This is a genomic window from Pseudarthrobacter sp. W1I19 (assembly GCF_030817835.1).
GTDB lineage: Bacteria > Actinomycetota > Actinomycetes > Actinomycetales > Micrococcaceae > Arthrobacter.
Map to the genome: position 1 here is coordinate 2661423 of NZ_JAUSZR010000001.1, position 13073 is coordinate 2674495.

A 13073-nucleotide genomic window follows, 5' to 3' on the forward strand; every position below is an offset into this window, starting at 1 on the left:
CGGTCCGCAGAGGAGGAAGCCGGAAAGCAGTTCACCAACACTGTACTAAGCAATTGGCGGCGATGCTGGAGCCGGCGGGGCGCGTAACGCAGCATTAACACACCGAACCTGACGCGCACGGGCCACACCACCGGCGTTGCGGGCAGGCTCCCCCCGCCCGTATGACGCGAATCACCCGGGAGGTTCCCGCCGCCGCTGGTAAGGACTGCAGGTGCGGCACTACGCTCATGCCATGGCCACAAGCAACAGCTCCGATTCCAGCGTGCCCGCCGACGTTCCCGCCCCCTATGGCAACGGGCCTGCGCAGGGCGGCCCGGCGGCCTCTGCCCAGAGGCCGGCAAGGGTCCGGATCCACCACCTGCAGCAGGCCAAGGATGCCGGCACGAAGTTCGCCATGCTGACTGCCTATGAGCAGTACACGTCAGAAATCTTCGACGCCGCCGGCATCGAGGTGCTCCTGGTAGGAGACTCCGCGTCCAACAACGTCTTCGGCAACGAAACCAGCCTTCCGGTGACCGTGGACGAACTGCTTCCCCTGTGCCGGGCTGTGGCGCGTTCCGCCAAGCGCGCGCTGGTGGTGGCCGATCTGCCGTTCGGCAGCTACGAGGTCTCGCCGGAGCAGGCTGTCGCCGCGGGTGTGAGGTTCCTGAAGGAGGGCCTCGCGCATGCGGTCAAGATCGAGGGCGGCAAATATTATGCCCCCACTGTCCGGGCCATGGTGCAGGCCGGGATCCCCGTCATGGCCCACATCGGCTTCACGCCGCAGAGCGAGCACGCGCTGGGCGGGTACCGCGTGCAGGGCCGCGGTGACGATGCCCAGAGGTTGATTGACGACGCCGTCGCGCTGGCTGAGGCGGGCGCCTTCAGCGTGCTGATGGAAATGGTTCCTGCCGAGACTGCGGCGGCGGTGGACGCGGCTGTCAAGGTCCCCACCGTCGGCATCGGCGCCGGTAAGGAAACCACCGGCCAGGTGCTCGTGTGGCAGGACATGGCCGGCCTCCGGGGCGGCAGGATGGCCAAATTCGTCAAGCAGTACGCGGACCTGCGCACTACGCTGCTTGATGCAGCCGCAGCGTATGGTGAGGACGTACGGTCAGGCCAGTTCCCGGGGCCCGACCACACTTTCTAGAAACGCCGGCCCAAGGAAGCAGGACGTTGGGTGACGGCCCGGCAAAGCCCTCAGTCGTCGTCGTCCTGCTTGTCCCACGCCTCATTGCGCGCGCGGACCTTTTCCAGTGCGTGCTCGGCTTCTTCCCTGGTTTTGTAGGGGCCGATCAGCTGGCTCCAGTCCGAGAGCCGGTCTTCCTCCACCTCGTGGGTCTTGATGTTGTACCAGTACTCGGTCATCGCTCTTCCCCGTTCCGCCGGCAGGAAGCTGCGGCGTGACGCGCGTAACTTAAATTCTTACGCGGCACGGACGCGGCTCCCGGTTGTTAGGCCTTCTGTGGTGCCTTATATGATCAATCTATGCCTTCCCTTGCCTCGACTGCACCCATCGGCACCCTCACCCCGGGAACCGTGAGCCCGCAGCGTCCAGTACCGGCGTCCATCCCCCGCCCGGAGTATGTCGGCAAGCCGGCGCCCGCCAAATTCACCGGCTCCGAGGTCAAGTCCGCAGAGACGATCGAGAAGATCCGGGTGGCCGCCAAAATCGCCGCACAGGCGATCGTCGAGGTGGGCAAGCACATCGAACCCGGCGTCACCACGGACCACCTGGACAAGGTGGGCCACGAGTTCCTCCTTGACCACCACGCCTATCCCTCCACCCTGGGGTACCGGGGATTTCCGAAGTCCCTGTGTTCGTCCGTGAACGAGGTCATCTGCCACGGCATTCCGGACACCACAGTGGTCCAGGACGGCGACATCATCAATATCGATATCACCGCCTTTATCGGCGGCGTCCACGGGGACACCAACTACACCTTCCTCGTGGGCGATGTTGACGAGGAGTCGCGCCTCCTGGTGGAACGGACGCAGGAATCCTTGAACCGGGCCATCAAGGCGGTTGCCCCCGGGCGGGAAATCAACGTGATCGGCCGTGCCATCCAGTCCTACGCCAAGCGCTTCGGCTACGGCGTGGTCCGGGATTTCACGGGGCACGGCGTTGGTGAAGCGTTCCACACCGGGCTGATCATCCCGCATTATGATGCCGCCCCCGCATACAACACCGTCATCGAAGCCGGGATGGTGTTCACCATTGAACCGATGCTCACGCTGGGGACGGTGGAATGGGACATGTGGGCCGATGACTGGACGGTGGTGACCAAGGACCGCAAGCGCACCGCCCAGTTTGAGCACACCCTGCTGGTCACAGATTCCGGCGCCGAGATCCTCACGCTGCCCTGACCGGCCGGCACCGGCGCCGGGCGCGATGCAATGCCGCCGCCGGTGACAGCACCACCGCTGCTGAACAGCAGCCACAGCAGACTTAACAACAACCGGGCCGGCTGCCCGCCGCCCCTACCTTGCCCGCCCCTGCCACGAACGGAAAACCCATTGGCCAAGAAGGACGAGAAGTCGCACAAGAACGCCCCGCTGATCGGCATCGACATCGGAGGCACGGGAATCAAGGGCGGCATCGTCGACCTGAAAAAGGGCAAGCTCCTGGGTGATCGGTTCCGTGTACCCACCCCGCAGCCGGCCACTCCTGAGGCAGTAGCCGAGGCGGTGGCGCTGGTGGTCTCCGAGCTCTCCGCCCGTCCCGAGGCGCCCGCCGCCGGCTCCCCCGTGGGCGTAACGTTCCCCGGGATCATCCAGCACGGCGTGGTCCACTCCGCAGCCAATGTGGACAAAGCCTGGCTCAACACGGACATCGATGGCCTCCTGACCGAGCGCCTGGGCCGTCCAGTGGAGGTCATTAACGACGCCGACGCCGCCGGGCTCGCCGAAGCCCGCTACGGTGCCGGTGCCGGGGTTTCCGGCACCGTGCTGGTGATTACCTTGGGCACCGGCATCGGCTCTGCCTTTATCTTCAACGGCAAGCTGGTACCGAACGCCGAACTCGGCCACCTGGAGATTGACGGCCATGACGCCGAGACCAAGGCCTCCGCCGTTGCCCGGGAACGCGACGGGCTGTCCTGGGACGAATACAGTGTCCTGCTGCAGCGCTACTTCTCCCATGTCGAGTTCCTGTTCTCCCCCGAACTGTTCATCGTGGGCGGCGGCATCTCCAAGCGCGCCGACGAGTACCTTCCCAACCTCAAGCTCCGTACGCCCATCGTTCCGGCGGTCCTGCGCAACGAGGCCGGCATTGTGGGGGCCGCCATCGAAATCGCCCTGAAGCACAAGCTCGCCAAGTAGAAGGCGCCCCTGCATGCACGAATGCCCCTTCCGTTCGGAAGGGGCATTGGTGCGTGCAAAGTGATGCCGGTGGTGGCTGCGGCTTCCCCTCCACTGCCACCACCGGAGATGAGGGCGAGCCGTTTAGAGCGGGCTCTTTTCGGTGGTTTTGGCGGCCTTTGCGGCGGTGCCCTTGGCGTCGTCTTCGGCTTCCTGACGGAGCAGGGCGATGGCCGTCTCAAAGTCTTCGAGGGATTCAAAGGCCTGATACACACTGGCGAACCGCAGGTAGGCAACCTTGTCCAGCTTCTGCAACGGCCCGAGGATCACGAGCCCCACCTCGTGGGCGTCGATTTCGGCCGCACCGGAGGAGCGGATCTGCTCTTCGACTTCCTGTGCCAGCAGCGCGAGGTCGTCCTCGCTGACCGGCCGGCCCTGACAGGCCTTGCGGACGCCATTGATGACTTTGCTGCGGCTGAAGGGCTCCCCCACGCCGGACCGCTTGATCACCGACAGGCTGGTGGTTTCCACGGTGGTGAACCTGCGGCCGCACTCGGGGCACTGGCGGCGGCGGCGGATGGCCGAGCCGTCGTCGGCCATCCGGCTGTCCACCACGCGGGAATCGGGGTTGCGGCAGAACGGACAATACATGGCGTCCCTTCCTTCGCTTGATCCGTAGCGTGTCTTGATCTGTGGCATGTGCAGGGGTATCTCGACACCCTGCAGCGGTATCAGTTTACGTCCGCCCGTACCCTAATAACAAGCCTGTAACTACTACATGTAGTAGTCCCCACCACTACATGTCGGCGGACGAGGCCCCCTGCTGTCCCGGGAACCGCGCGGTGACAGCTTCCCCGTGGGCGGGCAGGTCTTCCGCGCCGGACAGGCTCACAATGTGGGCGCTGACCTCCGCCAGCGCCTCACGGCTGTAGTTCACCACCTGGATTGCACGCAGGAAAGTGGTGACGTTCAGGCCGGACGAAAAGGCAGCAGTACCGCTGGTAGGCAGCACGTGGTTGGACCCTGCGCAGTAGTCCCCCAGGGACACCGGGCTGTAGTCGCCAACAAAGATGGCCCCCGCATTGCGGATCCTCCCGGCCACGGCAGCTGCGTCCCGGGTCATGATCTCCAGGTGCTCGGCGGCGTACGCGTCACATGCTGCAATGCCCTGCTCGAGGTTATCCACCAGGACAACGCCGGATTGGGGTCCGGAGAGGGCTTCGCGGACGCGGGCCGCGTGCTTGGTGACGGCGGCCTGCAGGTCCAGCTCTGCGCGGACAGCGGCGGCGAGGTCCTCCGAGTCGGTAATCAGCACCGATGCTGCCTTGGGGTCGTGCTCGGCCTGGCTGATGAGGTCCGCGGCAACCAGGGCCGGCTGCGCGGTGGAGTCTGCCAGGATGGCGATCTCCGTGGTCCCCGCCTCGGAATCGATACCCACCACGCCCTTCACCAGCCGCTTGGCCGTTGCCACAAAGATGTTGCCCGGGCCAGTCACCACGTCCACCGGTTCCAGCGCAGGGCCGGACTCAGCAGCGGGCACCCCGTAGGCGAACGCGGCAACTGCCTGCGCCCCGCCGATGGCGTACACCTCGGTGATGCCCAGAAGCGCTGCGGCGGCAAGGATGGTGGGGTGCGGAAGCCCTCCGAACTCCTTCTGCGGAGGCGACGCAAGCGCAATGGACTCCACGCCTGCCGCGAGGGCAGGGACCACGTTCATGATCACCGAGGACGGATAGACCGCCAGGCCGCCGGGAACATAGAGGCCCACCCGCGCCACGGGCACCCAGTTCTGGCTCACCAGGGCGCCGTCGCCCAGTTGGACGTCAACGTTGCGCGGCTTCTGGCCCTCGGCAAAACGGCGTGCCCGGCTGATGGATTCCTCCAGCGCCCGGCGCACCACCGGATCCAGCTGCTCCAAGGCGGCTGACAGGGCCTCCTGCGGGACCAGCGGATGGTCCTGTTCCACGCCGTCGAAGCGGAGGGCCAGCTCGGTCAGGGCTTCGAAGCCCCGCTGCCGAACGGCCGAAATGATGTCGAGGACCTTTTCTTCAGCGTCGGCCACAGTCTGGCCCTGGGCACGCGGCACGGTGGCGCGGAGTGCCGCAAGGGTCAGGTTCCGGCCCCGGAGGTCAACGGTGCGGAAGCTCACGGTGGCAGCGGCAGGGACGGCGGGGAACTCCGAAGAAATGGTCACCACATTATTTTACGGGCTCAACCGCAGCGTGCCGCGCCTCCTCCGGGCCGTCGTCGTCCTTCTTGCCCAGGAGGTGCATCAACTCCAGCACAAACACGGAGACGGCAGTGGCTGCCGGCCACAGCAGCAGCACCGGCAGGGCGCGCAACGAGAAAGCGATACTCGCGTTGGCGGTGGCGTCGACGGCCGGGCCGAATAGCCGCGCGGACAACACCCCCGCCTGCCACGCCAGGACTGCGCCGCACAGGCCACCGGCAAGCCCCATGAGGAGGCTTGCCTGCGGATCCTGGCGCTTCTTGTCGGCCAGGAAGACTGCCAGCAGGCACCCGGCGAAGACCAGCAGCCCGGCCAACGTCAGGTCCCTTGGCAGCCAGACCTGGGGGTGGGCGCCGTCGGCAAAGGCGGGGTCCCGGGTGATCAGGTTGAGGCCTCCCGGTGCCAGCAGCCACCAGAGGATCCCCGCCGGTATGCCGGCCACCGCCGGCAGCACCAGCATGGCCCAGGGCAGCCGCGGACGTGCCCGTCCGGTCCGTTGTGTCATGCAACAAACCTTAACAGTTGTTCCGGCGGCTTAACTCCCGGACGTGGAGCTTGAAGAGATTCCGCGCCTGCCGGGCAGGCCAATAGAGTTGAACGAGAGCATCAGGCCATCCATTACCAGGAGTTCCACGTGACCGAATCTGAGGCGCCCTTCGAGCGGACGTTCAAGGAGATGTTTCGGCGCCATGCGGCCGGCGTCGCCATCATCACGGTCAATTACCAGGACCGCCCGTTTGGATTCACCGCCACGTCCGTGGCTTCCCTGTCCGCGCAGCCACCGCGCTTTACGTTCAACATGGCCCGCAGCTCCGGGTCCTGGCCTGCCGTGGCCAACACCACTTATATCGGCGTCCACATGCTCGGCCTCGAGAACCAGGCGCTGGCAGACCGTTTTGCCCGCGGCACCAACCGCTTTGAGGGCGACCACTGGGAAGTAGGGCCGCACGGCGTGCCCGTACTGAAGGACGTGGCCGGCTGGCTGATCGGCGAGGTGCAGATGCGCCTCTCATTCGAGAACAACGCCGTGGTGGTGGTCCAGGTGGTTGACGGCCAGGTGGGCGGCGAGGGTTCTCCCCTGCTGTACCACGGCGGGGCGTACGGACAGCCCGTGCCGCTGGACTACGAAATCTAGCTTCCCCCTCAGCGGAGGACGACGGCGGGACGCACCGCCCGCCGTCGTCCCCTGCTTTCTCAGGCGTCCAGGCAGGCCGGGCCCAGCAGGACCTTCAGGTCACCAAACAGGGACGGACTGGGGTTCACCCGGAGGTGGACCGGCAGGCCCATGATCTCCGTGCGGGTATCGCCCTGCAGGTGCAGGCGCACCTCCGAATTGCCGCGGTGGGTCCGGAGCACATCACCGAGCTCCGTGACCACAGCTTCGGTGGCCTTGTGCGTGGGCATGGTGATCACCAATGGCCCGCCCAGGCCTTCGCTCAGGTCCGGGACGGAAAGCTCCATGCAGTTCAGGGTGATGGCGCCGTCGTCGCGCTTCTGCAGTCGCCCCTTGACCACCACGATCAGGTCCTCGGCTAGTACTGAGGCAATGGGTCCGTAGACCTGGCCGAAGAACATCACTTCCATCGAACCGCCCAGGTCCTCCACCTCCGCCCGGGCGTAGGCGTTGCCGCTGGCCTTCGCAATGCGCCGGCTCAGGGACGTGATCATCCCGGCAATGGTGATGATGGCGCCGTCCTGCGGGCCGTCCTCCCCCAGGACTGACGTGATGCTCATTTCGGCGTGCTGGCTGAGCACACCCTCGAGGCCCTGCAGGGGGTGGTCCGAGACGTAGAGGCCCAGCATGTCCCGTTCAAAGGAGAGTTTGTCCTTTTTCTCCCATTCAGGCAGGTCCGGGATTTCGATGCTCAGCGACGATTCCGACTCGGCTTCCTCGAAGCCGGCGAAGAGGTCGAACTGGCCGATCGCTTCGTTCCGCTTGAGCGTGATGACTGAGTCAATGGCTTCTTCGTGGATCATGGCCAGGGCGCGGCGGTGGTGGCCCAGGGAGTCGAAGGCGCCGGACTTGATCAGCGACTCGATGGTGCGCTTGTTGCACACCACGGCCGGAACCTTCATCAGGTAGTCCTTGAAGGAGGTAAAGGCGCCCTCACTCTCCCGGGCCGCCACCATGGCTTCCACCGCGTTGACGCCGACGTTGCGGATGGCACCCATGCCGAAGCGGATGTCGTTGCCCACCGGGGTGAAGTTCAGGGCGGACTCATTGACGTCCGGCGGGAGCACGGTGATGCCCATGCGCCGGCATTCGTTGAGGTAGATCGCGGACTTGTCCTTGTCGTCGCCCACGGACGTGAGCAGCGCGGCCATGTATTCGGGGGCGTAGTGGGCCTTGAGGTACGCGGTCCAGTAGGAGATCACGCCGTAGGCGGCCGAGTGGGCCTTGTTAAAGGCGTAGTCGGAGAAGGGCAGCAGAATATCCCACAGGGTCTTCACGGCCTCCATGGAGTAGCCGTTGTCCTGCATGCCCTGGGAGAAGCCCGCGAACTGCTTGTCCAGCTCGGATTTCTTCTTTTTGCCCATGGCGCGGCGGAGGATGTCTGCCTGGCCCAGCGAGTACCCGGCCAGCTTCTGAGCCACGGCCATCACCTGTTCCTGGTACACGATCAGGCCATAGGTTCCGCCGAGGATCTCCTTGAGGGGTTCCTCCAGTTCCGGGTGGATGGGGATGACTTCCTGGATCCCGTTCTTGCGCAGCGCGTAGTCCGTGTGGGCGTTGGCGCCCATGGGGCCCGGCCGGTAGAGCGCCAGGACAGCGGAGATGTCCTCGAAGTTGTCAGGCTTCATGAGCTTGAGCAGGGACCGCATGGGACCGCCGTCGAGCTGGAAGACACCCAGGGTGTCGCCGCGGGCCAGGAGTTCGTAGGACGGTGCATCGTCCAGCTCAAGGTTTTCCAGGTCCAGGTCGATGCCCCGGTTCATCTTGATGTTCTCGAGGGCGTCGGAAATGATCGTCAGGTTCCGCAGGCCCAGGAAGTCCATCTTGATCAGGCCCAGGCCCTCGGAAGTCGGGTAGTCGAACTGAGTGATCACCTGGCCGTCCTGGAAACGGCGCATGATCGGGATGACGTCGATAATCGGATCCGAGGACATGATCACACCGGCGGCGTGGACGCCCCACTGGCGTTTCAGCCCCTCGATGCCCAGTGCTGTCTCGAACACCTTGGCCGCTTCCGGATCGGTGCTGATCAGCTGCCGGAAGTCCCCGGCCTCGCCGTAGCGCTTCGCCTCCGGGTTCTGGATGTCCGCGAGCGGGATGTCCTTGGCCATCACGGCCGGCGGCAGCGCCTTGGTCAGCTGTTCGCCCATGCTGAAGGGGTAGCCCAGCACCCGGGAGGAGTCCTTGAGCGCCTGTTTGGTCTTGATGGTGCCGTACGTGACGATCATCGCAACACGCTCGTCGCCGTACTTCCGAGTGACGTAGTCGATAACCTCGGAGCGGCGGCGGTCATCGAAGTCGACGTCGAAGTCGGGCATCGAGACGCGGTCGGGGTTGAGGAAGCGTTCGAAGATCAGGCCGTGCCGCAGGGGATCCAAGTCAGTGATGCGCATGGCGTACGCCACCATGGAGCCGGCACCGGAACCACGGCCGGGACCCACGCGGATGCCGTTGTTCTTGGCCCAGTTGATGAAGTCGGCCACCACCAGGAAGTAGCCCGGGAAGCCCATCGAGGTGATGACGCCCAGTTCATAGTCCGCCTGCTTGCGGACCTCGTCCGGGATTCCGGCTGGATACCGGTACTGCAGCCCCTTGTCCACTTCCTTGACCAGCCAGGAGGTCTCGTCCTCCCCCGGCGGGCAGGGAAAGCGTGGCATGTAGTTGGCATCCGTATTAAAGGACACTTCACAGCGTTCAGCGATGAGAAGGGTGTTGTCGCAGGCTTCCGGGTGGTCGCGGAAAAGCTCGCGCATCTCCTGCGGCGACTTCAGGTAGTAGCCGCTGCCGGAGAACGCAAACCTGGAGCCGCCGTTGTCGTAGGTGGGCTCGAGGAGGGTTGAGCCGGACTGGATGGCCAGGAGGGCCTCGTGGGCTTTGGCATCGTGCTCATGCGTGTAGTGGAGGTCGTTGGTGGCCACGAGGGGAAGGTTCAGTTCCTTCGCCAGCCGCAGCAGGTCACCGGTGACGCGCCGCTCGATGTCCAGGCCGTGGTCCATCAGCTCGCAGAAGTAGTTGTCGGCACCGAAGATGTCGCGGAACTCCGCGGCGGCTTCCAGCGCTTCGCGGTACTGGCCCAGGCGGAGGCGCGTCTGTACTTCCCCTGACGGGCAGCCCGTGGTGGCTATCAATCCCTCGGAATACGTGTTGAGCAGTTCCCGGTCCAAGCGGGGCCACTTGCCGAAGACGGAGTCCAGCGATGCGATCGATGAGGCGCGGAAGAGGTTCCGCATCCCCACGTTGTTGTAGCTGAGCAGGGTCATGTGGGTATACGAACCGCCGCCGGAAACGTCGTCCTTGCGCTGGGACTCCTCGCCCCAGCGCACGCGTCCCTTGTCTGTGCGGGCGGTACCCGGTGTTACATACGCTTCGACGCCGATGATGGGCTTGATGCCCTTGTCCGTGGCCTTCCGCCAGAAATCGAAGGCGCCGAAAAGGTATCCGTGGTCAGTAGTGGCAAGTGCCGGCATGCCCAGGCGTTCGGTTTCATCGAACAGCTCACCCAGGCGGGCCGCTCCATCCAGCATGGAGTACTCGGTGTGGGTGTGCAGGTGGACGAACGAATCATTGCTGGAAGTCACCGCACTATTCTAAGCGCCGGCCGGGCAGGGGTCCGTCAGGCCCGCCCGGACTCCAGCACTTCCAGGGCAAACGCCAGGTCCTGCGGGTAGTCGCTGACAACCCGCACGGACTCCCCCGTGACGGGGTGCTCAAAGCCGAGTTCCCGGGCGTGCAGCCACTGGCGGGTCAGCCCCAATGTGGCCGCGAGCCGGGGATCGGCACCGTACGTGAGGTCACCGGCGCAGGGGTGGCGCAGTGCGGAGAAGTGCACCCGGATCTGGTGGGTGCGGCCGGTCTCCAGATGCACTTCCACCAGGCTTGCCTTGCCGAAGGCTTCCACCACCTCGTAGTGCGTGACGGACGGCCGGCCGTCCTCAATGACGGCGAACCGCCAGTCATGGCCGGGGTGCCTGCCGATGGGAGCGTCGATGGTGCCCACCAGCGGATCGGGCAGGCCCTGCACCACGGCGTGGTAGACCTTGTCCACGGTGCGCTCCTTGAACGCCCGCTTCAGGGCTGTGTAGGCGCGTTCGGACTTGGCCACCACCATCGCCCCTGACGTGCCGACGTCCAGCCGGTGCACAATGCCGGCCCGCTCGGGTGAGCCTGAGGTGGAGATGCGGTAGCCTGCGCCGGCGAGGCCTCCCACAACAGTGGGCCCCACCCAGCCCGGGGAGGGATGGGCGGCGACGCCCACTGGTTTATCGACGACGACGAAATCATCGTCGTCCAGCAGGATCTTCAGGCCTTCCACAACTTCCTCCACGACTTCCAGGGGGTCACGCCGTTCCGGCAGGCTCACCTGGAGGACGTCTCCGGCCACCAGTTTGGCCGACTTGCCCAGTGCTTTGCCTTTGCTGAGGATATGGCCCTCAGCGATCAGGGTTGCCGCCAGGGAGCGCGAAATCCCCAGGAGCGCGGCGACGCCCGCATCAGCGCGGGAACCGCCGAACTGTTCGGCGACGACAACGCGCTCAAGCATCGGCGGACTTTTCCCTGCCGGCCGTCAGCCGGGTTCCATCAATGGAAATGCCGCGCAACGTCAGGATACAGATGACCGCGACGGCGGACACCACCGCTGAGTCGGCGATATTGAAGATCGCGAAGTTCGGCAGTTGGATGAAGTCGACCACGTGGCCCATGCCGAAGGACGGCTGCCGGAAGAGCCGGTCCGTCAGGTTGCCCAGCGCGCCGCCCAGCAGCAGGCCCAGCGCGAGGGACCACCAGATGGAGCCGAGCTTGCGGACCTGGAACAGTATGGCGATAGCCACCGCGGCCATGATGATGGAGAACACCCAGGTGACGTTTTCCCCGATGGAAAACGCCGCCCCCGAGTTCCGGATGAAGTACCAGTGCAGCAAGGGCGGCAGTACCGGGATCCGCTCCCCTTCCACCATGGAGGAGGTGACCCAGAGCTTGGTCAGCTGGTCCAGCACATAGGCAAAAACTGCGAACCCCGCAAAGAGGGACAGCAGCACGGCGCGGCGGGGCCGTGGCGAGGGCGGTACAGGGCGTGCGGCGTCGGCGGCAAGTTCGTCAGTCATGGTGCTTTCATTCGTAAAACCGGTGTCAATGCCAAAAGCCGGTGGCCGAGGAATCCTCAGCCACCGGCTTTCAGAATACGTGCTTGACAGACTAGTTGGCTTCGCTGACTTCCGGCGTAGCCACTGAACCGCGGGCATCGAGGTCGCGCAGCTGGCCTTCAATGTAGGCCTTCAGGCGTGAACGGTAGTCGCGCTCGAAGCCGCGCAGCTGCTCCACCTTGCGCTCGAGCACCGAACGCTGCTGCTCCAGGGCGCCGAGGATCTTGCGGGACTTCTCCTGTGCGTCGTTGACCAGGCTGCTGGCTTCGATCTGCGCCTCGGCGATGATCTTGTCCTTCTGCGCCTGGCCGTCTGCGACGTGGCGGTCGTGCATCTGCTGTGCCATCGCGAGCAGCCCGGCAGCGGATTCGGCTGAAGCCGTGGCGGCGGCCGGTGCGGCGGCAACAGGAGCGGCAGCTGCCGGGGCGGCCTGCTGGACTTCCTTCTTCTTGCGCTCTTCGGCGGCCTTGGCTTCTGCTTCGGCCTTCTCGCGGGCTTCGTCCTTGTCGGACTTGACGGGCGCGGGAACCTTCTCCACCACGGGTGCGGCAACGGTGCTGGCAGGAACGCTGGAACCGGCTTCGGCGAGCTTCTTGCGAAGTTCGTCGTTTTCCTGGTTCAGGCGGCGGAGTTCGACGACGATTTCGTCCAGGAAGTCATCAACCTCGTCCTGGTCGTAGCCTTCGCGGAACTTGGTCGGCTGAAAGCGCTTGTTGACAACGTCTTCTGGCGTCAAAGCCATCTGGTCACCTCACTGGTCTAAGTAGTCAGTAGGCCTTCCGGCCGTCAAAACTACGGTACCTAAAGTTGGTCTTGTTCCTCTAATTCAACACTGCGGTGTCAAACACGAGTTTTTCTTACATGGCATTCGTGGTTCCCGGCGGGTTCCATCCCTGCCCTGCAGGTCTATCCGGTAAATCAAGCGAGGCTTCTGGTGATCCCCATGGCAATACTGACTCCAATGAACAGGACCAGGAAGCCCAGGTCCAGCGAGATGCCGCCCAGGCGCAGCGGCGGGATCAGCCGCCGCAGTCCGTTCAGCGGCGGATCGGTGATGGAGTACACGGCGTGCGCCGCCACCAGTGCGGCTCCCCGGGGTCGCCATTCCCGGGCAAACATCTGGACCCAGTCAAACACCAGGCGAATGATCAGGGCGACAAAGAACAGCAGGAGTGCGAGATAGACAAGCCCGAAAACAATTCCCATGACTTACTTCATATCTCCATGTCCCTTGTGGATACCGCGGTGC

Annotated in this window: 13 protein-coding genes; 4 read left to right on the top strand and 9 right to left on the bottom strand. The window is 64.9% G+C overall.

Annotation, left to right across the window (positions count from 1 at the left end):
- The first annotated feature begins 232 nt into the window (after positions 1–232).
- On the top strand, positions 233–1129 hold the full coding sequence (panB, locus tag QF038_RS12510; protein ID WP_307610438.1) for a 3-methyl-2-oxobutanoate hydroxymethyltransferase: 897 nt from the start codon (positions 233–235) through the stop codon (positions 1127–1129).
- 50 nt (positions 1130–1179) lie between these two features.
- Here the strand turns inward: panB and QF038_RS12515 are convergent, their stop codons facing one another.
- Entirely contained in the window at positions 1180–1347 is a 168-nt protein-coding gene (locus QF038_RS12515; RefSeq protein ID WP_139205017.1) for an SPOR domain-containing protein, read from the bottom strand.
- Positions 1348–1467: 120 nt separating this feature from the next.
- Here QF038_RS12515 and map point away from each other — a divergent pair, with 120 nt between their 5' ends.
- Together map and ppgK are read left to right on the top strand one after the other, a co-directional pair.
- Complete coding sequence (map, locus tag QF038_RS12520) at positions 1468–2346, top strand: type I methionyl aminopeptidase (RefSeq protein WP_307610439.1); 879 nt, start codon at positions 1468–1470, stop codon at positions 2344–2346.
- A 150-nt stretch (positions 2347–2496) separates the two neighbouring features.
- Entirely contained in the window at positions 2497–3300 is an 804-nt protein-coding gene (gene ppgK, locus QF038_RS12525; protein ID WP_307610440.1) for a polyphosphate--glucose phosphotransferase, read from the top strand.
- Between the two features lie 123 nt (positions 3301–3423).
- Here the strand turns inward: ppgK and nrdR are convergent, their stop codons facing one another.
- The 3 genes from nrdR to QF038_RS12540 all read right to left on the bottom strand — a co-directional run bounded on the left by nrdR (position 3424) and on the right by QF038_RS12540 (position 6014).
- Entirely contained in the window at positions 3424–3930 is a 507-nt protein-coding gene (nrdR, locus tag QF038_RS12530; RefSeq protein WP_307613467.1) for a transcriptional regulator NrdR, read from the bottom strand.
- Between the two features lie 145 nt (positions 3931–4075).
- The gene (gene hisD, locus QF038_RS12535; RefSeq protein ID WP_307610441.1) at positions 4076–5473 is read right to left on the bottom strand and encodes a histidinol dehydrogenase; all 1398 of its coding nucleotides are present in this window, start codon (positions 5471–5473) and stop codon (positions 4076–4078) included.
- A gap of 4 nt (positions 5474–5477) precedes the next feature.
- On the bottom strand, positions 5478–6014 hold the full coding sequence (locus QF038_RS12540) for a hypothetical protein (protein WP_307610442.1): 537 nt from the start codon (positions 6012–6014) through the stop codon (positions 5478–5480).
- Positions 6015–6143: 129 nt separating this feature from the next.
- On the opposite strand from QF038_RS12540, the gene QF038_RS12545 reads away from it, so the two are divergent.
- Complete coding sequence (locus QF038_RS12545) at positions 6144–6644, top strand: flavin reductase family protein (protein ID WP_142058004.1); 501 nt, start codon at positions 6144–6146, stop codon at positions 6642–6644.
- Between the two features lie 59 nt (positions 6645–6703).
- On the opposite strand, the gene dnaE is transcribed toward QF038_RS12545, so the two are convergent.
- From dnaE to QF038_RS12570, 5 genes are all read right to left on the bottom strand, one after another.
- Positions 6704–10261 carry a DNA polymerase III subunit alpha gene (dnaE, locus tag QF038_RS12550; RefSeq protein ID WP_307610443.1) on the bottom strand — a complete coding sequence of 1186 codons (3558 nt, stop codon included), beginning with the start codon at positions 10259–10261 and terminating at the stop codon, positions 6704–6706.
- Between the two features lie 35 nt (positions 10262–10296).
- Positions 10297–11223, bottom strand: coding sequence for an RluA family pseudouridine synthase (locus QF038_RS12555; RefSeq protein WP_307610444.1), 927 nt, complete (start codon positions 11221–11223; stop codon positions 10297–10299).
- Positions 11216–11785: a signal peptidase II gene (lspA, locus tag QF038_RS12560; protein WP_307610445.1), complete on the bottom strand. Its 570-nt coding sequence runs from the start codon at positions 11783–11785 to the stop codon at positions 11216–11218. The genes QF038_RS12555 and lspA overlap by 8 nt, the downstream gene beginning before the upstream one ends.
- Before the next feature lie 91 nt (positions 11786–11876).
- The gene (locus QF038_RS12565; RefSeq protein ID WP_307610446.1) at positions 11877–12566 is read right to left on the bottom strand and encodes a DivIVA domain-containing protein; all 690 of its coding nucleotides are present in this window, start codon (positions 12564–12566) and stop codon (positions 11877–11879) included.
- Positions 12567–12742: 176 nt separating this feature from the next.
- Complete coding sequence (locus QF038_RS12570) at positions 12743–13030, bottom strand: YggT family protein (protein ID WP_307610447.1); 288 nt, start codon at positions 13028–13030, stop codon at positions 12743–12745.
- Between the last annotated feature and the right edge of the window lie 43 nt (positions 13031–13073).